The 22,323-nt window shown below is 61.5% G+C and carries 19 protein-coding genes and 2 pseudogenes; 8 read left to right on the forward strand and 13 right to left on the reverse strand.

The annotated features are described in order from the left end of the window. Window positions 1–200 precede the first annotated feature (200 nt). Complete coding sequence (gene mshD / locus BJ985_RS06370) at window positions 201–1,118, reverse strand: mycothiol synthase (protein WP_005325815.1); 918 nt, start codon at window positions 1,116–1,118, stop codon at window positions 201–203. A 33-nt stretch (window positions 1,119–1,151) separates the two neighbouring features. Here mshD and BJ985_RS06375 point away from each other — a divergent pair, with 33 nt between their 5' ends. Continuing rightward, entirely contained in the window at window positions 1,152–1,979 is an 828-nt protein-coding gene (locus BJ985_RS06375; protein ID WP_179386950.1) for an LmeA family phospholipid-binding protein, read from the forward strand. On the opposite strand, the gene BJ985_RS06380 is transcribed toward BJ985_RS06375, so the two are convergent. Then, window positions 1,963–2,988, reverse strand: a complete 1,026-nt coding sequence (locus tag BJ985_RS06380) for a diacylglycerol/lipid kinase family protein (protein ID WP_179387593.1) — start codon at window positions 2,986–2,988, stop codon at window positions 1,963–1,965. The two genes, BJ985_RS06375 and BJ985_RS06380, sit on opposite strands and share 17 nt — an antisense overlap. 65 nt (window positions 2,989–3,053) lie before the next feature. Here BJ985_RS06380 and BJ985_RS06385 point away from each other — a divergent pair, with 65 nt between their 5' ends. Continuing rightward, window positions 3,054–3,749: a heme-binding beta-barrel domain-containing protein gene (locus BJ985_RS06385; protein WP_005325810.1), complete on the forward strand. Its 696-nt coding sequence runs from the start codon at window positions 3,054–3,056 to the stop codon at window positions 3,747–3,749. Here BJ985_RS06385 and BJ985_RS06390 read toward each other — a convergent pair. After that, a complete protein-coding gene (locus BJ985_RS06390) occupies window positions 3,746–4,609 on the reverse strand; it encodes an aminodeoxychorismate lyase (RefSeq protein ID WP_005325808.1) in 864 nt (287 codons plus the stop codon). The two genes, BJ985_RS06385 and BJ985_RS06390, sit on opposite strands and share 4 nt — an antisense overlap. Before the next feature lie 30 nt (window positions 4,610–4,639). On the opposite strand from BJ985_RS06390, the gene ygfZ reads away from it, so the two are divergent. Then, window positions 4,640–5,704, forward strand: coding sequence for a CAF17-like 4Fe-4S cluster assembly/insertion protein YgfZ (ygfZ, locus tag BJ985_RS06395; RefSeq protein ID WP_005325807.1), 1,065 nt, complete (start codon window positions 4,640–4,642; stop codon window positions 5,702–5,704). A 140-nt stretch (window positions 5,705–5,844) separates the two neighbouring features. Further along, window positions 5,845–6,042 carry a DUF3073 domain-containing protein gene (locus tag BJ985_RS06400; protein ID WP_005330028.1) on the forward strand — a complete coding sequence of 66 codons (198 nt, stop codon included), beginning with the start codon at window positions 5,845–5,847 and terminating at the stop codon, window positions 6,040–6,042. Window positions 6,043–6,133: 91 nt separating this feature from the next. Here the strand turns inward: BJ985_RS06400 and BJ985_RS06405 are convergent. From BJ985_RS06405 to BJ985_RS06425, 5 genes and pseudogenes are all read right to left on the reverse strand, one after another. Beyond that, a pseudogene (locus BJ985_RS06405) lies at window positions 6,134–6,739 on the reverse strand (phosphoribosylformylglycinamidine cyclo-ligase); the annotation flags it as partial. Between the two features lie 25 nt (window positions 6,740–6,764). Continuing rightward, a protein-coding gene (locus tag BJ985_RS06410; RefSeq protein ID WP_101679514.1) for an IS3 family transposase occupies window positions 6,765–7,981 on the reverse strand; the annotation gives its coding sequence in 2 pieces (ribosomal slippage) (window positions 6,765–7,720 and window positions 7,720–7,981; 1,218 coding nt in all). 61 nt (window positions 7,982–8,042) lie between these two features. After that, window positions 8,043–8,513, reverse strand: a pseudogene (locus BJ985_RS06415) (phosphoribosylformylglycinamidine cyclo-ligase); the annotation flags it as partial. Window positions 8,514–8,531: 18 nt separating this feature from the next. Further along, the gene (gene purF, locus BJ985_RS06420) at window positions 8,532–10,028 is read right to left on the reverse strand and encodes an amidophosphoribosyltransferase (protein WP_005325804.1); all 1,497 of its coding nucleotides are present in this window, start codon (window positions 10,026–10,028) and stop codon (window positions 8,532–8,534) included. Window positions 10,029–10,038: 10 nt separating this feature from the next. Then, window positions 10,039–10,443 (reverse strand): sterol carrier family protein, encoded by a 405-nt coding sequence (locus BJ985_RS06425; RefSeq protein WP_005325802.1) that lies wholly within the window; start codon window positions 10,441–10,443, stop codon window positions 10,039–10,041. 33 nt (window positions 10,444–10,476) lie between these two features. On the opposite strand from BJ985_RS06425, the gene BJ985_RS06430 reads away from it, so the two are divergent. Both BJ985_RS06430 and BJ985_RS06435 read left to right on the forward strand, forming a co-directional pair. Next, window positions 10,477–11,487, forward strand: coding sequence for an acyl-CoA thioesterase (locus BJ985_RS06430; protein WP_179386951.1), 1,011 nt, complete (start codon window positions 10,477–10,479; stop codon window positions 11,485–11,487). Window positions 11,488–11,623: 136 nt separating this feature from the next. Then, window positions 11,624–12,787, forward strand: a complete 1,164-nt coding sequence (locus BJ985_RS06435) for an asparaginase (protein ID WP_179386952.1) — start codon at window positions 11,624–11,626, stop codon at window positions 12,785–12,787. 56 nt (window positions 12,788–12,843) lie between these two features. Here BJ985_RS06435 and BJ985_RS06440 read toward each other — a convergent pair whose 3' ends face one another. Continuing rightward, window positions 12,844–13,935, reverse strand: a complete 1,092-nt coding sequence (locus BJ985_RS06440) for a LysR family transcriptional regulator (protein WP_005325797.1) — start codon at window positions 13,933–13,935, stop codon at window positions 12,844–12,846. Here BJ985_RS06440 and BJ985_RS06445 point away from each other — a divergent pair. After that, window positions 13,934–14,920: an SLAC1 family transporter gene (locus BJ985_RS06445; protein WP_005325796.1), complete on the forward strand. Its 987-nt coding sequence runs from the start codon at window positions 13,934–13,936 to the stop codon at window positions 14,918–14,920. The genes BJ985_RS06440 and BJ985_RS06445 overlap by 2 nt on opposite strands. A 141-nt stretch (window positions 14,921–15,061) precedes the next feature. Here BJ985_RS06445 and trhA read toward each other — a convergent pair whose 3' ends face one another. The 4 genes from trhA to purS all read right to left on the reverse strand — a co-directional run bounded on the left by trhA (window position 15,062) and on the right by purS (window position 19,234). Next, on the reverse strand, window positions 15,062–15,772 hold the full coding sequence (gene trhA / locus BJ985_RS06450; protein ID WP_179386953.1) for a PAQR family membrane homeostasis protein TrhA: 711 nt from the start codon (window positions 15,770–15,772) through the stop codon (window positions 15,062–15,064). Window positions 15,773–15,984: 212 nt separating this feature from the next. Continuing rightward, window positions 15,985–18,294: a phosphoribosylformylglycinamidine synthase subunit PurL gene (gene purL / locus BJ985_RS06455; RefSeq protein WP_179386954.1), complete on the reverse strand. Its 2,310-nt coding sequence runs from the start codon at window positions 18,292–18,294 to the stop codon at window positions 15,985–15,987. 13 nt (window positions 18,295–18,307) lie between these two features. After that, on the reverse strand, window positions 18,308–18,991 hold the full coding sequence (gene purQ / locus BJ985_RS06460; protein ID WP_005325791.1) for a phosphoribosylformylglycinamidine synthase subunit PurQ: 684 nt from the start codon (window positions 18,989–18,991) through the stop codon (window positions 18,308–18,310). After that, the gene (gene purS, locus BJ985_RS06465) at window positions 18,992–19,234 is read right to left on the reverse strand and encodes a phosphoribosylformylglycinamidine synthase subunit PurS (RefSeq protein WP_005325790.1); all 243 of its coding nucleotides are present in this window, start codon (window positions 19,232–19,234) and stop codon (window positions 18,992–18,994) included. 232 nt (window positions 19,235–19,466) lie between these two features. Between purS and BJ985_RS06470 the strand changes: the two genes are divergently transcribed. Beyond that, window positions 19,467–22,235: an ExeM/NucH family extracellular endonuclease gene (locus BJ985_RS06470; RefSeq protein WP_179386955.1), complete on the forward strand. Its 2,769-nt coding sequence runs from the start codon at window positions 19,467–19,469 to the stop codon at window positions 22,233–22,235. Window positions 22,236–22,323 lie beyond the last annotated feature (88 nt).

The raw sequence follows: 22,323 nt of genomic DNA on the forward strand, positions 1-22,323 counted from the left end.
CGGTGCAGATCAGAGATTGATTGTCCGAGGAAACCGCATCTCCTAGAGAGATACTTCCTGCATCCCGCTCCGCCTTCTGGGGCGAGATGCAGGCGCACAGGTGCGGTTAACTCACAGGGTGTAAAGCTATCCGCAGGATCTGACCAAAAGGGTGCCAAGAGGTGAACACTGGGTGAACAAACGTCGTGCACCCCATGACGTTAGTCACACACGCCCCATACGACGTGCTCTTCATCGACTTCAAAGCCTAGGCGCTCATACGCCTTCAGCGCCGGATCATTATCCGCTTCTACATAAAGAATTACCCGCTGAGCGCCCTTTTCCACCATGCGGCGCAGGCCAATTTGCAGCAGCGGACCGCCCAACTTCTTACCGCGGTAGTCTTCCGCCAAGCCCACCACGTAGACCTCACCGAAGCCCGGAGTTTCCTCCGCATGCCACTTGGTCCAGTGGAAGCCGGCCAGGACCGGCTCCTCTGCCGTATCCCACAGGAAAAGCAGGTCTGCGGGGTCGAACCAGTCTGCCTCCATGCCACGGTGCAGGCGATCGAAATCCCAGCCGCCTTGTTCGGGATGCCAGGAAAAGGCCTCGTTATTTACCTTGAGCCACTGCTCTTCCACAAAATCCGTGCCCCACTTATCCACCGCTTCGGTGTAATTCAGGGCGGTCAGTGGCAAGCCTTCGGGGCGCGCAGCTGCTGCGAGCTCTTCTCCCCCGATACCCATGACCACCAGCTTGCGGGTGACCTGCAGATCGCGGGAGTGCGCCAGCGCCTGTGCCGCCGGCAGGTTTCCATGGGCCCAAGCTTGCAGGTTGGGGGTCTTAGCGGCGGCGTCGTAAAGCGCGGCACCATAGCCCTGCCCACGGAAGTCAGGGGCAATGAATAGCTCGGCGGTAGAGCCCTCCAGACTGGCTACGCCGCATGGCTCCTCCCCTGCCCAGGCCACCAGGTGGCGGTGCTGCAAGCGGGAATCGCTAAGACCGTTGAGGAATTGCTCCGACAGCGGCGCCATCCCATCCTGGCGTTCGGCCTGCTCAGCCAGCGCTTTTACGCGGCGAGCCAGCTCCGGGGCGTCCGGCAGTTTTTCTTCCGTAATCTTAAAGGCATTGCTAGTCATAGGCCCCAGAATACGTAGGGTAAGAATGAAAGGGTGAGTGTTCTAAAGATTGACCGGCGCATCGTGCACGTCCTCCTCGTGGTGTGCGTGCTGATTGCGGCCTGGGTGGCGGATGCCTGCGTGGCTATGCACACGGAACACAAGGTGGCTCAAGCCGTGAAAGCCAATTCGCGGCTGGATAATACGCCGGATGTCTTCATCGGCGGCACCCCCTACGTGTGGGCGGCGGCTTCGAAGGAAATCCCTTATCTCGAGGTCAAGGCGCTGGACGTGGAGGTGCCCAAGCTGGGCATGGTCAACGCTTCGACCGTACTGCGCGATATCACCGTCACCCCAGAGCAGGTCATGAACGGAGATATTGAGGGCGCGCCCGTCTCCACCTATTCGCGCGGCATTTCCTTGGATGGTGTGGCCCTGGGCCGCCTGTTGGGAATTACCGATCTCTCGATTGCTAACCCGGACGATATTTCCCCCTCCGGTGGCACCTCTGCAGAAGCAGAGCTAACGGGCACCCTGCCTGGCGACGCCCACAAGTCCACCGCCAAGGTCACCCTCCGCCTGGTTGGTCCGGAGTTTCGCATGCAGGTCTATGACACGGACGATGAGCGCCTACAAAAGGCCTTTTCCCTCAACTTCGACACCCGCCAGCTGCCGCTTCCGGCGCAAGCGACCGCGGTAAAGATGCAGGGAGGAACCATTTCCTTCGAGGTACAGCGCCGCAATATCAAGGTGCAGCTGGCCCAGCTCTCCCCGCTAGAGATTGAAGGCTCGGAGCAAAAGGCCGTGGAAGAGGCGGAAAAGAAGGCCGCCGATACCAAGCACCGGTTCGGCCCCGCGCCGCAGACTAGCGCAGGCGAATAAAGTCCCGGAGAACTTCCTTCATCGTGCGCTGATGGGCCTCCCGCCTATCCTGCGGGGCGAATACCTCAATGGCATCCTTCACGGAGGCCAAGGTAACCGCGTCAAAGCGCCCCTCCGATTCTCCATCGGCTTGGAAACGCTGCGGTTCGCGGCAGACGAGCTCTACCCGCATGGCGTCGTCGAAGGCCACCGTCTTTTCCTTGGTGAGCTTATTGAGCCATCCGCGCTTATCAGCACCGAAGAGGTGCAACAGGCCGACAACGCCGCCGAGCCCGCTAAACTCCTCCAACCCAAACAGGGCAAGGCCCTCATCGAAGGAATTGCGCGGGTTAGTCACTACCGGCAGCGGGCCCAGGAAAGTCCACGGGTTGGTATTCGAGGTAAACAGCAGTGGCACATCGTCCTTGCGCAGCTGTTCGCCGCTGCTGGACTCGGCCTTGACTGCAATATGCGGCGGGTTCTTCCGCGCACGGCTCCAAGCCCGAATGGCAACGTTGAGGTAGCGCAGCGGAGTGGCCGAAAATCCCTGCTCACGAGCGCGATCCACGCGGGCCAGGACATCCGCGTCCAAACCGAAGCCGGCATTGACGGCAAACCACCGCTCGTTCCACGTTCCTAGGTAAATGGTGCGGCGCAGATCCCGGTCGAGCATGCGAGCCAGCACATGGGTGGCCTCCATTGGGGTGTTGGGGAACCCTAGAGCGCGCACAAAGACATTGGCGGAGCCGGTAGGAATTACGGCCAGCGCCGGGATGGACTGCGGATCGGGACGCTGCTCATCCGCCGGACCGAGGAGCCCGTTGACTACCTCGTTGACGGTTCCATCTCCGCCCACAGCAATGATGACGTCGTAGTCATCCCTGGTCATTCCCTTGACCATCTCTTCTGCATGGCCAGGGTAATGCGTAAATTGCACCTTGAGGTGCAGGCCCTCTACCGCTTGTAGGCAGGGAACGATTTGGCGGAAGAGGGCGTTGGTTTGTGAGGTCGAGTTTGGATTCGAGATCATCAATGCGTGCACGAGGTCCAAGTCTAGTAGTTAAAAAGGCGGGTGCACGACTAGGCTGGACGCCCATGAGCGAAAATAATAATGAAACCACCCCTGAAAACATCGAGACCACCGCGGCTTCCCACCCGGAAAACGATCCAGGAAAACTCAATGGCAACGATGCCGTGAACCAGGCTGCCGAGCAGTGGAAGGACGCCGCTAGCCGCAATATCCCCGCTCTCGAGCTGGGCGATACCCCGGTACCGGACGATACCGCGAACCTGCGCCAGGGCCCGTCGCTGCACGACGGCCTGTTGGGACTACTCCCCCTTGTGGGCGTCTGGCAGGGCGAGGGCCAAGCCCACGATACGAAGGGCCAGGAATACACCTTTGGCCAGCAGCTGGTCATCGCCCACGACGGCGAGAATTACCTGACCTTTAGCTCCCGCACCTGGAAGATCGATACCGAAGGCAAGCCGGAAGGCCCATCCGTGCGCGAGACCGGCTTCTGGCGCATCTCGGAAAAGGATGAAATCGAGGTCACCTACACCTCTTCTACCGGCATCGTGGAAATCTTCTACGGCGAACCCTTCAATGACCGCGCATGGCAGCTGGAATCCGCCTCCACCATGGTCACTGAAACCGGCCCGAAGAACCTAGGCCCAGGCAAGCGCATGTACGGCCTCATGCCCAATAACAACCTGGGCTGGGTAGACGAGCGCATGGTTGATGGCGAGATGCGTCCCTACATGTCGGCGGAGCTCACCCGCATCGCAGGCTAAACTCCAAGCGCTGCATCAATAAGGTCTCGGATGACGTCCACGTTGTCCGGGGCCTTTAATTTTTTGTCATTGAGCCTAGTTACGCGCGCGGCAACGCGCACCGAGGACACCAACCACACCGAGTCCGCCTTTTCCAGATATTCCACGGTCAGCGGCTTGGCCTTGCAGCGATAGCCTTTCTCTTTGGCATGGGCGAAGAGCGCCGCTTGCGTGGTGCCGGGCAGGATCCCGCGCCCGGCCGCGGTGCGCAGTTTCTCGCCCTTGACGGCCACCACGGTAGAGGTGGCGCCCTCGAGAATTTCTCCGGTGTCCGGATCGGTGAGGATGAGATCCTCAAAGCCCTTCTCCCGCGCCATGCGCAGCATCGCCATGGTGGCCGCGTAATTGAGCGTCTTGGCGGGCAATTCCTCCGCTACGTGCCACAGGCGGGGGCTTGTCATGACGGCGACGCCGTGGGCGCGCTGCTCTAGCACCTTCTCCTCAATCGGCTGCACCACAACCCACGCGCTCGGCCGCCCCGTAGAAGCGCGCCCGCGGGTATAGGTCCACGTGCATTTAGCATCGCCTTGCTCGTCCCCGCAGAAGTCCGCGATGGCGAGCCGGGTGGCTTCTTCCCACTTGTCCATGGGCGGCTCCGGCAGGTTCATCGTGCGAGCTGAATCGCAGAAGCGCTGCGCGTGGCGCTGCAGGTTAGCGGCTTTGCCTCCGCGCACGAGCAGGGATTCAAAGATGCCGTCGCCGCGGGTGACCGCGGCATCGTCGGCATAGATGAGAGGCAACGTGGGCATGTGCCTGCGTACCGACCCTCCAAAGGGCTCCACAACGTAGATGACCGGCTCTTTTCGCGGCGAAAACTTCATACTTTTGATTATGCCCTACCATCGGTAGTTGTGAGTTATTCTTCGCCTCTTCTGCAGCGCGCCGGTGCCGCGGAGCACCAGGACGCGACCGTACTCGATGCCCAGGGCGTAGCCTGGCACTATGGCAATCCGCTGGGCGAGCAACGGGCCGCCGATGGCGGCACCATCGTCATTGACCGCTCCCAGCGCCGCGTCATTCGCGTGAGCGGCAAGGATGCCGCCGAGTTTCTGAATAATCTGCTTTCACAGAAGCTTGACGACGCCCCCGTGGGTTTCACCGCCGGCGCCCTCGACCTGGACATCCAAGGCCACATCCTCCACCACATGGATATCGTGCGGACCGACGACGCCTTTCTTATTGACGTCCCCGGGGCGCAATTCGACTCCCTCTTTAAGTTCCTCACCATGATGGTCTTTTGGTCCGAGGTCACCGTAGAGGAAGCCGATATCGCCATCCTTACCCTCCTGGGTGAGGCCGATGTTTCGCTGCCACCCATGGTGGAGTTTTCCCGCCAGGTCCAGTGGCCGGGAATCAAGCGCGTTGACCTGGGCATTCCGCGGGAATCCTTGGTCGAGGCAACGAAACACCTGGAGGAATCCGGTGCGCGGCTAGCGGGGCTCATGGCGTTTACCGCCGAGCGCGTCCGTGCCCGCGAGCCGGAGCTGGCAGCAGATCTGGATAATAAGTCCATCCCCCACGAGGTGTCGCAGTGGATCAGCCGCAGCACTGCTAACCCGGCCCACGTTCACCTCAATAAGGGCTGCTACCGCGGCCAGGAAACGGTGGCGCGCGTAGAAAATCTGGGCCGCTCCCCTCGCCTATTGGTGCAGCTGCACCTCGACGGCTCCGCGCCGCAACGTCCAAATGTGGGCGATGACATTACTTTCAACGGACGTAAGGTAGGCCGCATCGGCACAATTGTGGATGACTGCGATTTCGGCCCCATCGCCCTCGGCCTAGTGAAGCGCTCTGCGCTGGACGCCGGCACCCTAGAAGTGGGCGATACCGCGGCGTCTATCGATCCTTCCTCCATCCCCGAGGATGAGGGCCCCAAGGCTGGGCGCGAGGCAGTAAACCGGCTGCGCGGGCGTTAGATCTCCCACTAGCTAGGGGGCGGTGCGGAATTTTTTCGTCACACAGGCTATTGTGTCTTACAGGAAGATACTCAATAGACAAGTCGATGGGGCGCCCAAGAATCCCTGGCGCGCCCTACTAACCCAAGGGGGTCATGCACATGGGACGCGGACGCGCAAAGGCAAAGCAGACCAAAGTTGCACGCCAGCTCAAGTACAACTCACCCGAGATGGATATCGAGTCCCTACAACGGGAACTCGCCGCACAGCAAGAGGGTGACTCCCGCGATTATGAAGAGGATGACCCATACGCCGACTACGTCGACGAATGGGACGATGACGACCGCGACGAACGCTAATCTTCCGCTCGCCGCCGGATAGCTCAAGGGCCCTAGGAAATCTCCTAGGGCCCTTCCTCATACCCTCCCCCCTGGCAGGGGCAGGGCCCTGCTAGAAGTTGGGGTGCTCGCCGTGCATGACCACGCGCGGCTCCTCGCCGGAGGCGGAGCGGACGGTGCCCAGCTCCCACGCATCGATGTGGCGTGCGGTAAGCATTGCCAGGGCACGGTCACGGTCTTCGGGATTGACTACGGCAATCATGCCGACACCCATGTTGAAGGTCTTCTCCATTTCTGCCAGCTCCACCTTGCCCACCGAGGAGATGAGCTTGAAGATCTGGCCTGGGGTCCAGGTGGCGCGGTTAATATCGGCCGCTAGGCCTTCTGGAATGACGCGCTCGAGATTGCCAGCCAATCCACCACCGGTGACGTGGCAGAAGGTGGATACGGAGCACTCGCTGGCCAAAGCCAGGCAGTCCTTGGCGTAAATGCGGGTAGGCTCCAGCAGCTCCTCACCGAGGGGGCGGCCAAGCTCCTCCACGTGGCCGTCGAGAGGCATGCCGGCCTGCTCCAGCAGGACGTGGCGGGCCAGGGAGTAACCATTGGAGTGTAGGCCGGAAGAGCCCATGGCGATGAGCACGTCGCCATCGCGAACCTTGTCTGGGCCAAGTACGCCATCGGCCTCAACGACGCCGAGTGGGGTTGCCCGCAAATCGTGGACACGTAGTGGGGCTACCTAGTGCTTAGGCAGCTATTTCTTTTCTACTGGTGGTTAGACCAATGTGGTTTTCGAAGTCGACGGGGCTGACCATCCCTAGTGCAGAGTGCCGGCGCCGACGGTTGTAAACGACTTCCATCCAGTAGGCAACGGCCTTGCGCGCAGCATCGCGGGTAGGCCAACGCTTACGGTCGTAGAACTCGGTTTTAAGCGTCGACCAGAACGACTCAGCCATCGCGTTATCAAAGCACACACCAGTACGCCCCACAGACTGAGCAATGCCCAGGTTATGGCAGACTTCCCAGAGCTTCTCGCTGGTAAATTGCGTTCCGCGGTCAGCGTGGAACACCAGCCCATTAGGAACGTCACCGCGCAGTGTATGTGCCATCCGCAGGGCCCGTTCGACCAGGCATGTATCTTGAACGCTATCCATTGCCCATCCCAGCACCCTGCGGGAATGGCCGTCGCGGACCGCACACAAGTACAACCATCCCTCGCTGGTGCGTAGGTAGGTAATATCCGACATCCACACTCGGTTGAGCTCACCAGTATCAAACATGCGCTTGACCAGGTCAGGAAGAGCTGACTTACGCTTGGATTGAATCGTTGTCACCGGGACAAAGGCACGCGGTGAAATCCCTTCAATGCCCATCATGCGCATCCGCTTAGCCACAGTCTTGCGATTCAGGGTGATCTGGTAGCGCTCGGTAAGTTCTGCGGTGATCCGCGGAGCACCATAAACCTCATCGGAGTCTTTCCAAATCTGATGAATCTTTCGGTCAACGCCATCGTAAAATGCAGCACGATCATTTTCGCCAGATAGTCGCTTCTGCTGCGTATCAGCCCATTTGTAGTATCCAGACCGAGACACTTTTAATAGCCGTGCCATGCGTTTGATGCTGTAGTTTGCCTTCTCCTGCTGCATCAATTCGAACTTTTCTGCTCGCGTTGCTTCGCGGCGAAGAAGGCTGTCGCTTTTGACAAGAACTCATTATCCATCTTGGCTTCCGCCAACTCACGGCGCAGACGAGCATTCTCAGCACGAAGATCAGCCTCACTCATCCCATCCGAGGCCCCTCGGCGTTCACGCTCGAGTTTGACCCACCGGCCTAAAAGCCCGGCGGAGACGCCAATCTCCTTAGCCACATGAGCGATCGGGCGCTCTGACTCGATTACAAGGTTCGCGGCTTCACGCCGGTACTCCGGCGTGTACTTCTTGCGCTGTTGACTCACAATGAACATCCTCTCCTACGGACACAAGATCCGCACAAATAGGGTGTCCACTAAACGAGGGTAACCTCACGACCGCGGTGGCGGAAACATCGTATTCGTTTTCTTCCATCATGCCGGGGTGCTCGGCGGTCTCGCCGCCCAGCAGCGCGGCACCGGCCTGCAGACAGCCCTCGGCGATGCCCTTGACTACCTCGGCTACCTTTTCCGGCACGACCTTGCCCACGGCGATGTAGTCCTGCAGGAAGAGTGGCTCCGCGCCGCAGACAACCAGGTCGTCCACGCACATGGCGACGAGGTCGATGCCGATGGTGTCGTGCTTGTCCATGGCCTGGGCCACGGCCAGCTTGGTGCCGACGCCGTCGGAACCGGCGGCCAAGATGGGCTCCTTGTAATCGCCGAGCTTGAACAGGCCAGCAAAGCCGCCAAGACCGCCCAGAACCTCAGGGCGGGTGGCGCGCTTAGCGTGCGGGGCGAAAAGCTCTACGGCGCGGTCACCCTCTTCGATGCTGACGCCGGCTGCTGCGTAAGTATTGTCACTCATGGTTTCAGGTGTCCTTTGTTATTCGGTGCCGAGCAGGGTGCGCACGGCGTCTGCATTGGAGTTTCCGGCGGGCAGGCCAAGCGGGTACTCGCCCGAGAAGCAGGCGGTGCACAGCTCGGAACGGGGCTGTTCGGTGGCGGCCACCATCTCCTCGATGGAGACAAAGCCCAGGGAATCGGCGCCGATGGTGTCACAAATAGTGGCGCAGACGGTTTCCGGATCGTCGGAGGGGCTGGCGTTAGCGATCAGCTCGCCCGGGGAGGCGAAGTCGATGCCGTAGAAGCACGGCCACTTCACTGGCGGGGAGGCGATGCGCACGTGCACCTCGGCGGCCCCGGCCTCGCGCAGCATGCGGATGAGCGCGCGCTGGGTATTGCCGCGGACGATGGAATCATCCACCACGACGAGCTTCTTGCCGTTGATGACTTCACGCAGCGGGTTGAGCTTCAAGCGGATGCCCAGCTGGCGCAGGGTTTGGGTGGGCTGGATGAAGGTGCGGCCCACATAAGCGTTCTTGACCAAGCCGTGGGCGAAGGTGATGCCGGATTCGCGGGCATAGCCCACGGCGGCCGGATTGCCGGATTCGGGAACCGGGATGACCAGGTCCGCGCCCTCGGCCGGGTACTCACGGGCCAAGCGGCGGCCGATGTCCACGCGGGAGGCGTTGACGGAACGGCCTTTGATATCGCTATCCGGGCGGGCCAAGTAGACGTACTCGAAGACACAGCCGTGGCGCTTGGCCGGCGCAAAGTTCACGGAACGGATGCCGGCCTCATCGATGGCGACGAGCTCGCCGGGTTCAATCTCGCGGATGAACTGAGCGCCGCAGATATCGAGCGCACAGGTCTCGGAGGCCACCACCCAGCCTTTGGCCAAGCGGCCGAGGACCAGCGGGCGCACGCCGTGCGGGTCGCGCGCGGCGTACATGGTGTGACCATCGGTAAAGGTTAGGCAGAATGCGCCCTTCACGCGCGGGAGGAAGTCACGGGCGGAGTCGAAGACGGAGGTGTCTTCATCCACGCCGTCAGCAAGCAGCATAGACAAGCACATGGAGTCAGATACGGACTCCTCATGGGGCTTAATCAAGCCGCGCTGCACGGCTTCTTCGCGCAGCTCCAGGTAGTTGATCAGGTTGCCGTTGTGTCCAAGGGCGATGTCTACCCCAGTGGAGGAGGTAGAAAACATCGGCTGGACATTGGACCATTCCTTGCCGCCGGCGGTGGAATAGCGCGTGTGGCCCACCGCTACGTTTCCTTGGAGGGCGGACAGGGTGGACTCATCAAAGATATTGGCCACCAGGCCCATATCCTTGAAGACGACGATGCGGTCATCATCGCCCACCGCAATGCCGGCAGCCTCCTGGCCACGGTGCTGCAGGGCGAAGAGACCAAAATAGGTCAGCTTGGAGACTTCCTCCCCGGGAGCCCAAACGCCATAGACGCCGCATTCTTCGCGGGGCTCCTGCTCATTCTGATCGTCAAGATTGGTGATACTAGGAGTATGTACTTCTACCACGGCGTTTATATTAGCCTGTCGCGCCGCCGGAAACTAACGGAATAAGCGGCAACCACTGCGCAATTTCGCCCGCGCGGGAGCCGGAAGCATCGACGCGACCAGTGTTTACGGCCTCTTCCCAGTCCGCCAATCCGGTGGCAAGGCGCAGCCAGGTTTCCGGGTCGGTCTCCACCACATTGGGTGGGGTGCCGCGGGTATGGCGGGGTCCTTCAATGCATTGCACCGCAACAAATGGGGGTACGCGCAGTTCCACGGAATGGCCCGGCGCGTCGGCCTCGAGGGTGCGGGCGGTGCAACGGACGGCGTCGGCAAGCAGGGCCCTACCAGGCTTATCGTGCTCCGCCGGGGAGACAATCCAGTCTTTGATGGCCATGACGGCCGCGCGGGTGGCTGCGGGATCGACGGGCTTTTTCATAGCTACATCATAGCTACTGTTATCTTGTTGTTTATGTCACCTACGCCTTCCGTTGCGGAAAATCAGAAATCGCCGGCGCTGACGCTGCGCTTTATGGCATCGCCAACCGACGTCACCATGGCCGGCGCCACCGGCATCAGCGGTGGCCGCGTTCTGGAATGGATTGACAAGGCGGCCTATGCCTGCGCCGTGCAATGGTCCGGCCAGTACTGCGTGACCGCATACGTGGGCCATATCCACTTCACCCGGCCGATCCCTTCCGGGCACATCGTGGAGGTGCGCTCCCGCATCGCCATGACCGGGCGTTCCTCCATGCACATCGTCAACGAGGTACTTTCGGCCGACCCGCGCGAAGGCATTTTTACCCGCGCCTGCGATTGCCTGGTCATCTTCGTAGCCAAGGACCCTGCCACTGGCAAGTCCACGCCGGTGCCGCCCTTCGTGCCGGAAACCGATGAGCAGCGCCGCGTTGAGGAGGCCGCCAAGTCCCGCATTGAGCTGCGCCAGGCCATCGAGGCGGAGATGGAAAAGCAAACCTACGACGGGCCTTCCGACGCCCCGCGCATGGTCAACCGCTTCCTGGCCAAGCCCACCGACGTCAACTGGGGCGGCAAGGTCCACGGCGGCACGGCTATGCAGTGGATCGATGAGGCCGGTGCAGCTTGCACCATGGAGTGGTCCGCGGAGCGCACCGTAGCCGTCTATGCCGGTGGCATCCGCTTCTACCGCCCTATTTCCATCGGTGACCTCATCGAGGTCGACGCCCGCATGATGCGCACCGATACCCGCTCCATGCAGATGTCCATCCACGTCCGCTCCGGCAACCCGCGCGGCGGCCGCGATAACCTGCAAACCGCCATCCATGCCACAGTGGCCTATATCGCCCTGGACCACGATGGCCAGCCGCAGGTAGCCCGCCCCTTCCACCCGCACACCGAGGAAGACAAGCGCCTGGCCGAGCACGCCACCCTCCTGCGCGGGCTGCGCGCCAAGTACTCGCCAAAACCGCTAGTGGTAGCGCCATCGAACCAGCACATCGACTAGCTGCTCTCCCCTCGTTTCGGTGTTAGCAAGTCCATAGTGGCAGCGGGCTCCCCGCCTTTCTGCTTTAGATGGACGTATATGCGGCCGACGATTCCCGCCGCCCGCTTTCGCCTCCCACACACAGAAACGAGGGAATATGCACACCTCAACAATGCGTCGCTCGGCCCGCGCCGGCCTTGCCTTAATAACTTCCGCATTCCTCTTGGCGTCCTGCCAAAATCCGGATAACCGCCCGGAAGAGGAGACTTCGGCCGCCGCACCCGAGTCTTCCGCCCCGCAGAGCGCCGCCAGTTCCACGTCTGCAACCACGGAAGAAACTACCGAAACCTCTGCAGCGGAACACGAGGGTCCACGCGCCACTGCCGAGGGCCACGTGGTGGTCCTTTCTACCGGCGGCACCATTGCCAGCACGCACGATAAGACAGGTGCGGTGGTTCCCACCGTTACCGGCTCCAAGCTAGTGGAGCCTCTTTCCGGCGCCTTTGACAAGGACAAGCTCACATTAGAGGTCAAAGACATTGCCAAGCTGGATTCTTCCGCGATGACCTTGGACGATACCGACACCATCATCACGGCCGTAAATAAGGAACTACAGCGCGATGATGTCGATGGCGTAGTGGTCACCCACGGCACCGATTCCATGGAAGAGACCGCCATCGCCGTCGATACCTTCCAAGACAGTGAGAAGCCCGTGGCCTTAACCGGCGCAATGCGCCCCTTCGACGATCCGGATCCAGATGGCCCGGATAACTTGGCACTCGCGGTAAAGACCGTCACCGATCCCGCGAACGAGGGCCGCGGCACCTTCATTGCCTTCGCAGATCGCGTCATCCCTGCCCGCGGCGCTTTCAAGTCCGATACCTCCAAGGCCGATGGCTTTGCCAATAACAATGGTAAAAAGCAGCCTCAGCGCCCGAAGGCTCTGAAGTATGAGCCGCTGGGTAATACCCGCGTCGATATCATTGCCGCGTACCCCGGCGCGCCGGCCGACCTTATCCAGCGCTCCTTGGACAGCGGCGCCGAAGGCATCGTGATTGAGGGAATGGGCGCCGGCAATATCGGCGACGAGCTAGCACAGGCCGCTCAGGCCGCGGCCAAGAAGGTTCCGGTTGTGCTCACCACCCGCGTGGATCACGGCCCGGTGGAGGGTATCTACGGCGGGGCCGGTGGCGGTGCCACGCTTGCCGACGCCGGCGTTATCTCCTCCGGCACCTTGCGCGCTCCCCAAGCACGTATGCTGCTAGCCGCCGCGATTACGACCGGCACCGATGCTGAAGATCTCTTCGCTCACGCTGAATAAACACTCGCCTTAGAGTACCGGCTGGTGGAGACACAACATTAATGAACGAGTTTTCATCAGCCACGCTTAGTTTCGACCTCGTCCCCGTGCGCATAGTCCGCCAGGAAGCGAAGAAACCGGTGAGCCGGCTCTGGGAGTCGGTTCTGCGAGCTCCACACCACACGTAGGGGCCGGTCAAACTTGATCCCAGCTACCGGGACCTCTACATACTCGCCGGTAGACAACTGCGACTCCACTGCTCGCCTTGCTATAACCCCTGGAGCGCCTAAAGCGCCTATAGCAGCGCGTTGCGCCCCCAGAGATCCAAATTCTCCTGCAGGAGGAGCGAGTGACCCCAGAATGTCCTCTACTACCTCCCGCGTGCCGCTTCCCTGCTCACGCAGAACCAAAGGAGTAGTCTGCAGCTCCTCTTTAGATACCGCAGCCACCCCCTTCAATGGTTCGGATACTGTAGGAGCCCCAGATCCACTTCGGCTATCCGCGCGAGCCCAATAATGCCCTGCAGGGACGACAACAACGAGTTCGTCGTGTCCGGCTACGCGCTGGTGCAGTTCATGGGATACCCAGTTACCTTCCACAATGGCTAAATCCGCCAATCCCTGTACTACATGGCGCTGGGCCTCCCGGCTATTGAGCTGGCGCATACGCAGAAAAGTTTTCGGGTGAGCACGTTGAAACGCCGCAGCCCAGCGCGGGTAATCTACCTCGGCGACTGTATGCGAGACCACCAATTTAATTTCCTCGGTGACGTCTTCACCGATGGCTCTCTCAAGACCACGCGCGCAGTCGTTCAAGGCCTCCTCTAGCACCTCGAGTACCCGGACAACCTGGGAGCCGACTTCCGTAGTAAAACTACCCGCAGCTCCACGCCAAAAAATGCGTTGATTTAGATGCCTTTCAAAATTGGCAATGCGATTACTCACCGACTGTTGGGAGACATTCAGGTGTATGGCGGCCTGATTCATACCCCCATACCGTGCCACAGCAAGTACAGCGTCGACTGTCTGGGCATCGGGGACAAATCCGCGCCGAACTGGTAAAAAGTCATCACTACTACCGATTCGCGAGGGGTACATATTTTCATTGTAACCCCGACCAGAATGAACGCCCTCCCGTAATTTCGCCGTAAAGCATAGCCTCAAGCGCATGTTAAAAATTCAGAACGAGATAGACCTTCCCCCGCTCGGCCCAGGCTGGGCCGGGGCCGTTATGGGCCTCGGAATCTCTTCTACTCTTATCGACGTACACGTAACTCCCCTATTAGGCCCGGCCCCCTCGAAAGCCATGCTTGGGGCTGCAACTATTCTTGCTATATCGCTCGTATTTGGGTTTCTAAAGCACCACAATCCGGGATTTTACGCCGCCGATATGCCCGCTTGGGGCATGGTATCTATGGGCATACTTTCTTTGGGTAGCGCCTACTCCCTCATTTATGATGCCTGGTCGGTTCATACCTTGTGCTGGGCAATAGGAACGGTTCTCGGCGCGGTGACGTGCATCCGTTTTCTCATGTTTCTCATCTGCGATCACCCGCCAGCCCCCGCTTTCACCTGGGGACTACCGCTGGTCGCCCCCATGGTTGCGGCTACCTCCTCAGCTCAGTTGGCACCGCATGCCGGCGAGTGGGGATCGATAGTCCACAGCATCGGCGTAATCAGTTTTGCATTGGCATGGCTTACAGCAGTGCCTACATTCGCCTTCGTTTACCTGCGTACCATTCCGAAAGTTCCTACCAGCTTCGCTACTACTGCTTGGATCCCGCTCGGGCTGGTAGGCCAATCTACCGCGGGAGCACAATTGCTTGCAGGTGAACAATGGCACTTCCGCGCAATGGTCTACGGTGTAGCGATGCTCGGACTTGGCATCCCGCTGGCCATTTACGCCATCAGCAAGCACTGGGGAGCGGCCCTAGGAAGCACCCCCATGTCTTATAACCCCACGTGGTGGGCTAGCACATTTCCCGTAGGTACCTGCTGTCTTGGCACTCATACTTTGTCCACCCAACCTGCAGCACTGACGTTGGGAATGGGCTGGATGGATACCATCAGCGCCGCGCTTCTAGTGCTACTTCTTGTCCACGTCATGTGGGCTACTATCGGCGCAGCCGTGATCGGCTGGGCAAAAGCACGTTGAGTTTTCGAGTCTCATGACTCCTAGGTGAATACCCACCGTAGCGGCGTCAGCATGTGTACCCCCTTACACTTAAAAAGGAGTTTACAGACAGTCCGGCAATTCCTGGGTGGAGGAGATAGACCTGCTAATGTCGCCCTACCCCTAGACGACGACCATCCACACCGCCACGAGGTGTACCACCGCAGCCGCGATGGTCGCGGTGTGGAAGTGCTCGTGGTAGCCGTAGTAACGCGCGTTGCGCCCTGGCCACTTAAAGCCATAGACCAGCGCGCCTAGCGAGTACACCACGCCGCCGGCAAAGAGCAGCCAGACCACAGCGGCCCCCGCCTGCGCCCACAGCGTGGGCAGAAGCGGCAGCACCAGCCAGCCCAGCGCTAGGTAGACCACCACGTCCAACCAGCGCGGGTGGTTAATCCACACCAAGTTGAGCACCGCACCCAAAATGGCCCCACCCCAGGCAACGCCTAGCATCCATGCCGCCTGTACCGGCGATAACACGATAAGGCATAGCGGCGTATATGTCGCGGCAATAAACACCGAGATGGTCGCGTGGTCCGCTCGCCGCCACCACTGCACGGCACGCGCACTAGCCCAGGGGTAGCGGTGGTAGAGCGCCGAGACGCCGAAAAGCCCGACCAGCCCCACTCCGTAAACAGTTACACCAAGCCCCTGCCACCACTGCAGCGTCATCCACGCATAGGTAATGAGCACGGTGGAGGCAATCACCGACAGCAATGCTGCAATCGCATGTCCCCAGCCACGGCTTAGCGGCCTTGGCCCTCGATCGGCCATCCAATAAGTGCGCTGGACAAGGCCCGGCCCCGGCGCGCTATTCGCATGAATCTGTGCCACGGCGGTACGTCCCTTCCACTGACCCGCAACGGATAACTTACGATACCGTAAGTGTACGGGCGTAGGCAGAGGCCTTCAAGGGCCTCGTTACGTAACGCTCGACGAACGCTGCGGTTGCAGCGGTGGATTAATGGAACAAAACAAGAAAAACCCAGCCGAAGCTGGGCTTTTCGCGTATCCGCGCCTTCGAGCGACGAGGAATGGAGAGCGGTTTACTCCACCACGGAGTTAGCGCCCACAGCGTGGTCGAAGAGGTCCGGCAGGGTGGCGGACCAGGCGGAGACCAGCTGGGAGATGGCGACGGACTCGCCGCCGAGGGTAAGGGCGCCGGTTTCGGTGGTCTCGCCAACGATGGCGGCAGGAATGCCCAGCTCGCCGGCGCGGGCGAGGACCTGATCGGCGCGGTCGGCGGTGGTGGCCACGAGCACGCGGGAGGCGGACTCGGAGAAGGCGGCGACGAACTCGTCCTCGTGGACCGCGGTGAGGTCTAGGTTGAGGCCGAGGCCGGCGCCGTCGGCAGTAGCACCGGCGCGCTTTGCCATCTCAAAGGCGGTAACGGCAAGGCCGCCCTCGGAGATATCATGCGCCGCGGTGAGCAGCTCATTGCCGTGGAAGAACTCGGCCAGGCGCTTCTCGTTGGCCATGTCCACCTGTGGCGGCAGGCCATTGAGGGAGGAAGCCTCGGAGGTATCGGCGCTCACCTGTTGCCAGATGGAGCCGCCGAACTCGTCCTTAGTCTCACCTAGGGCGATAAGTACTTCCTTCTCACCTACGGTGCCCAGCTCGTTGCCGATGGCCTTGTGCACGTCATCAATAACGCCCAGCACACCCACCACCGGGGTAGGCAGGATCGGCTCTTCGCCGGTCTGGTTGTAGAAGGAGACGTTGCCGCCGGAGACGGGGATGGACAGCTCCACGGCGGCGTCGGCAAGCCCATGCACAGACTCGCGGAACTGCCACATCACGTCGGGGTTTTCCGGGGAGCCGTAGTTTAGGCAGTTGGTAATCGCGACCGGCTTAGCGCCAGTGACGGCGACGTTGCGGTAGGCCTCAGCCAGCGCGAGGCGGGCGCCCATGTTCGGATCCAGCTTGGTGTAGCGGCCGGATGCATCGGCGGACACGGCCACGCCGCGGCCGGTCTCCTCATCGATGCGCAGCACGCCGGCATCCGCATGGTGGGCCTGGACGGTATTGCCACGCACGTAGCGGTCGTACTGGTTCATGATGAAATCGCGCGAGCACAGCGCCGGGGAGGACACGAGCTTCTGCAGGGACTCAACCAGGCCGCGCTTGTCGGTGCCCTGGTACTTCTGCAGCTCGTCCTGCCACTCCGGGCGGGCATACGGGCGGTCATACTCCGGAGCCTCATCCGCAATGGTGCCGGCCGGGGCATCCACGACGACCTCGCCCTGGTGGCGGATGACCAGATGGTTGCCCTCGGTGACCTCACCAATCTCAGCACAGGTGACATCCCAGTGCTCGCAGATTTCGCGGAACTTCGCCACGTTCTCCGGAGCCACAACGGCGCACATGCGCTCCTGGGACTCGGAGGCGAGGATCTCGGCCGCGGTCATGTCCTTCGCGCGCAGCGGCACGTTATCGAGGTTGACCTCCATGCCGCCATCGCCGGAGGCAGCCAGCTCCGAGGTGGCGCAGGCCAGGCCCGCGCCGCCCAAGTCCTGAATGCCTACGACCACGCCCGCGTGGTAGAGGTCCAGGCAGCACTCGATGAGGACCTTCTCTGCGAAGGGGTCGCCCACCTGTACGGCCGGAAGCTTGCGCTCGGCACCGTCCTCGAAGGTATCGGAGGCCAGCACGGACACGCCGCCGATGCCATCCAGGCCGGTGCGGGAACCGAAGAGCATGACCTTGTTGCCCTTGCCGGACGCAAAGGCCAGCTTGAGGTCATCGACCTTGAGGGTGCCCACGCACAGCGCGTTGACCAGTGGGTTACCGGCATAGGTCTCATCAAAGACGGTCTCGCCACCAATATTGGGCAGGCCCAGGGAGTTGCCGTAGCCACCCACACCGGAGACCACGCCGGGAAGGACGCGCTTGGTGTCAGGGGCGTCGGCAGGCCCAAAGCGCAGCTGGTCCATCACGGCAATCGGGCGAGCGCCCATGGCCATGATGTCGCGGACGATACCGCCCACGCCGGTGGCCGCACCCTGGTAAGGCTCCACGTAGGAGGGGTGGTTGTGGGACTCCACGCGGAAGGTCACCGCGTTGCCGTCTCCGATATCCACCACGCCGGCGTTCTCACCAATGCCGGCGAGGATCTTCTCCCCCATCTCCTCGGTCATGGTCTCACCAAAGTAACGCAGGTGCGTCTTGGAAGACTTATAGGAGCAGTGTTCGGACCACATGACGGAGTACATGGTCAGCTCCGCATCGGTGGGGCGGCGTCCCAGGATATCGTGGATGCGCTGGTACTCGTCGTCCTTCAGGCCGAGTTCCGCGTAGGGCTGCTGCTCGTCCGGGGTGGACTGCGCCTTTTCTACGGTGTCATTATGAACGGTCATAAAAGTGGCCTCCTTAAACCGCCGGCGCCTGGGCGACGGCCTTGATGGCGGATACGAAAAGTCCCAGTCCGTCGGTGGATGGGCCGGTTAGCGTGTCAATGGCGTGCTCAGGGTGCGGCATGAGGCCCACGATGCGGCCGGACTCATCGCTCACACCGGCAATGCCGTTGACGGAACCGTTGTAATTATCGGTATAGCGGAAGACCACGCGGCCCTCGCCCTCGATGCGGGCGATGTCATCATCGCCGGCCTGGAAGCGGCCCTCGCCGTGCTTGGCCGGCACCAGGATCTTCTGGCCCTGCTCAAACTCGCTAGTCCACGCGGTGGTGGAATTGGCCACCTCGAGGTAGGTATCGGTGCAGTGGAAGTGCAGGCCCTTATTGCGGGTCAGCGCGCCTGGCAGCAGGCCCGCCTCGGTAAGGATCTGGAAGCCATTGCAGATGCCGAGCACCGGCATGCCCTGCTTCGCACGATCAATAACGGACTGCATCACCGGCGCGAGCGCGGAAATCGCGCCCGAGCGCAGGTAGTCACCATAAGAAAAACCGCCCGGCACTACTACCGCATCCACGCCGTGCAGATCGGTATCTGCGTGCCAGAGGCTTTTGACCTCTGCGCCGGCGGTGCGGGCAGCGCGAGCGGCATCCACATCATCCAGGGTTCCGGGGAAAGTGATTACTCCGATTGTGGCGGTCACTTACTTGACCTCCAGCCCAACAACCTCGTAGTCCTCGATGACGGTATTGGCCAGCAGCGTGGCGGCTACCTTATCTAGGTCATCTGCGGTGACGGAGTCATCGACCTCGAGCTCGAAGCGCTTTCCCTGGCGCACATCGCTGACACCGGATACCCCGATGCGACCCAGCGCGCGGACGACGGCTTGACCCTGCGGATCCAGAATCTCCGCCTTGGGCATGACATTGACAACTACACGAGCCATGAAATATTTGCCTTACTGTATGGGGCTTTGGTCTGCGCGGCTTAGTTTAGTTGGCACCCCCGCCTTTTACCTAGACTCACCCCCGCAGTGTGGGTTTCACCCCGGTTGAGCAAACTCTACGTGAACCCCAAACGACGCTCTGGCAAACTTCGGCGCGCTCTCCAGCCTGGCCCGGCGCGGCGCTCTACTAATAGACAACGCACACTGTCGCTCTCTTTTTAAGGTTGAATCTATGTCTTCTCGCCGCCTCGGCGCGCTGGCACTTGCCACCGCCTTGTCTTCTGCCGCCCTTGCCGTTCCTACCGCCACGGCCGCCACCGATGGCTCCGCCGCAGTCATCTCCGAGGTCTACGGGGGCGGCGGCAATAAGGGCGCTGCCTTCACCCATGACTTCATCGAGCTCTATAACCCCACCGATGCCCCGATTGACCTGACCGGCTACACCGTGGAGTACTTCTCCGCCTCCGGAAATACCGGCGGCAAGGTGGCGCTTTCCGGCACCATCGCCCCGCACGGCTACTTCCTGGTGCAAGGCGCGGCCGGCAATGGCGCGGGCGAGGCCCTGCCTGCCCCAGATGCCGAGGGCAGCCTCAACATGTCCGGCTCCAAGGGCTCCGTGCAGCTTGCCGACGCCACCGGCACCCCCATCGATGCCATCGGCTACGGCGCCGCTTCCCTCAAGGAAGGCACCGCCGCCGCGGGCCTGTCCAATGCCAAGTCCGCCTCCCGCGACGCCGAGGGCACCGATAGCGATGACAACGCCGCCGATTTCACCAGCGGCGCCCCTACCCCGACCAACTCCGGTAACGAGGCCCCCGCCCCGCAGCCTGAGGAGCCGGCAAAGCCCGAGCAGCCTGCTCCCGAGGGCGTCACTGCCATCGCCGATATCCAGGGCACCGGCGCCGAATCCCCGCTCAAGGACCAGACCGTGGCCACCGAGGGCGTCGTCACCGGCGTGTGGTCCGAAGGCGGACTCAATGGCTTCACCATCCAGACGGGCGGCACCGGCGCCGAGACTACCGACGCCTCCCAGGCCCTCTTCGTGTACATGGGCGATAAGCCGGCCGACCAATACCCAGCCCTCGCGGATTCCGTCGCGGTCACCGGCAAGGTCTCCGAGTTCTACGGTTCCACCCAAATCACCGCCTCCGCGGTCACGCAGCTCGATACCCCGCTGGAGAAGGTCACCCCGCTCAAGGTAGACCAACTTCCCGATGGCAACGAGGCACGTGAGCCCTTCGAGCACATGCTCATCCAGCCCGGCGAGCACACCGTGACCAATAACTACTCGCTCAACCAGTACGGCGAGGTCGGACTCGCCCCCGGCAAGGAAGCCCTCCGTCAGCCTTCCGATATCTTCTCCCCCTCCACGGAACCCAACTCCGATATTCAGAAGCTGACCAAGGACAACGCCGATAAGCTGGTCGCCCTGGACGATGGCCGCACCCGCGACTATCTCAAGACCGACCAGAACACTCCACTGCCCTATATCGCCCAGGATGATGCCCAGACCATCAAGTCCCTGCGCACCACCGATACCGTGACTTTCCAGCACCCAGTCATCGTGGGCTTCTCTCATGAGCAGTGGCGCTTCCAGCCCACCACCCCGGTCACCGGCAACACCAAGGGCGCAGACCTGCCCATCTCTTGGGAGGACTCCCGCGCGGCCGAGCTACACGCCATCGATGACGTCAAGGGCGAGTACACCATCGGCGCCTTCAACGTGCTGAACTACTTCACCTCCCTCGGTGAGGAATTCGGCGGCAGCGCCTACACCGACCGCGAGGGCAATAAGGTCACCGTCAACCGCGGTAAGACCCGCGGCGCCTATACCCAATCGGCACTCGAGGACCAAGAACGCAAGATCGTCGCCGCCATCAACGGCCTCGATGCCGACGTCATCGGCCTTTCCGAAATCGAAGATGGCTACGCCGTTACCGGTGACTTCGCCCAGCGCGATAAGGCGCTCAAGCACCTGACGGAAAAGCTCAACGAGGCCGCCGGTTCCGAGAAGTGGGCCTTTGTCCCCTCGCCTTCCCAGGACGCCGTACCGGACTCCCCGGACGTCATCCGTACCGCGTTCATCTATCACAAGGATGTGGTCAAGCCCGTCGGCGAATCCCGCATCTTCCAGGATGATCGCTTCACCGGCACCGCCCGCGAACCGCTCGCCCAAGAATTCCAACCGCTGAAGGAGGGCGAGGAATCCTTCGTTGCCGTGGCCAACCACTTCAAGTCCAAGGGCTCGGTAGCCAAGGGCGACGCCGACTCCGGCGACGGCCAGGGCAATAACCCGAACGTTCGCAACGCGCAGGCCCAGGCCGTCCTCGATGCGCTGCACAAGCAGGAGGACTGGAAGGACAAGCCGCTATTCGCCCTGGGTGATTTCAATACCTACACCCACGAGACCGCGCTCGATGTCTTCCGCAACGATGGCTTCACCGTCCCTGCCGAAAAGTACGAGGCTGACCCTTCCTACCAGTTCTCCGGCCTGCTTGGCACCCTCGACCACGTGCTGGCCAATAAGGTTGCCACCGGCACGCTTGACGACGCCCAAGTGTGGAACATCAACGCCGACGAACCCGTCGCCTTCGAATACTCCCGCCGCAACTACAACATCGTGGACTTCTACGATGACTCCCCATTCCGCGCCTCCGACCACGACCCGGTCAAGGTCGGCTTCACCCTCGGCGCGGACGACTCCGCCGGCCAGCCGGATGCCCCTTCAGACAAGCCCTCCGATGAGCCAGGTAAGCCAGAGGACAAGCCCTCCGATCATCCTTCTGAAAAGCCGAATAAGCCTGCCTCCGGCTCTGGCTCTAGCTCCAGCACCAGCTCCGTCGGCGCAGGCATCGCCGCCGCCATCGCGGCCATCGTCGGCCTTGTCGCCATCCCTGGTTTCCTCGCCGTGACCGGCAACCTCCACAAGGCCATCCCGGCCCCCATCTGGGTCATGCTGCCAAAGGAAGTGAAGAACTTCATCACTAGCCTGCAGCGCTAACCTCCCACAAACGCAAACCCCGCTCGCTTTTGGATAAATCCCAAGCGGCGGGGTCTTAATTTTTGTGATTTCAACGATTTCGTCCATA

Origin of the sequence: Corynebacterium tuberculostearicum (genome assembly GCF_013408445.1) — a bacterium.
GTDB classification, from domain to species: domain Bacteria; phylum Actinomycetota; class Actinomycetes; order Mycobacteriales; family Mycobacteriaceae; genus Corynebacterium; species Corynebacterium tuberculostearicum.

Excerpts from the sequence above, each read along its gene's own strand:
- BJ985_RS06435 (WP_179386952.1), top strand. The coding sequence starts at position 11,624 with ATGCACACCTCAACAATGCGTCGCTCGGCCCGCGCCGGCCTTGCCTTA.
- BJ985_RS06380 (WP_179387593.1), bottom strand. The coding sequence starts at position 2,988 with ATGATCTCGAATCCAAACTCGACCTCACAAACCAACGCCCTCTTCCGC.
- purS (WP_005325790.1), bottom strand. The coding sequence starts at position 19,234 with ATGGCTCGTGTAGTTGTCAATGTCATGCCCAAGGCGGAGATTCTGGAT.
- BJ985_RS06425 (WP_005325802.1), bottom strand. The coding sequence starts at position 10,443 with ATGAAAAAGCCCGTCGATCCCGCAGCCACCCGCGCGGCCGTCATGGCC.
- BJ985_RS06470 (WP_179386955.1), top strand. The coding sequence starts at position 19,467 with ATGTCTTCTCGCCGCCTCGGCGCGCTGGCACTTGCCACCGCCTTGTCT.
- BJ985_RS06385 (WP_005325810.1), top strand. The coding sequence starts at position 3,054 with ATGAGCGAAAATAATAATGAAACCACCCCTGAAAACATCGAGACCACC.
- purL (WP_179386954.1), bottom strand. The coding sequence starts at position 18,294 with ATGACCGTTCATAATGACACCGTAGAAAAGGCGCAGTCCACCCCGGAC.
- BJ985_RS06390 (WP_005325808.1), bottom strand. The coding sequence starts at position 4,609 with ATGAAGTTTTCGCCGCGAAAAGAGCCGGTCATCTACGTTGTGGAGCCC.
- BJ985_RS06445 (WP_005325796.1), top strand. The coding sequence starts at position 13,934 with ATGTTAAAAATTCAGAACGAGATAGACCTTCCCCCGCTCGGCCCAGGC.
- BJ985_RS06400 (WP_005330028.1), top strand. The coding sequence starts at position 5,845 with ATGGGACGCGGACGCGCAAAGGCAAAGCAGACCAAAGTTGCACGCCAG.
- BJ985_RS06440 (WP_005325797.1), bottom strand. The coding sequence starts at position 13,935 with ATGCGCTTGAGGCTATGCTTTACGGCGAAATTACGGGAGGGCGTTCAT.
- mshD (WP_005325815.1), bottom strand. The coding sequence starts at position 1,118 with ATGACTAGCAATGCCTTTAAGATTACGGAAGAAAAACTGCCGGACGCC.
- BJ985_RS06430 (WP_179386951.1), top strand. The coding sequence starts at position 10,477 with ATGTCACCTACGCCTTCCGTTGCGGAAAATCAGAAATCGCCGGCGCTG.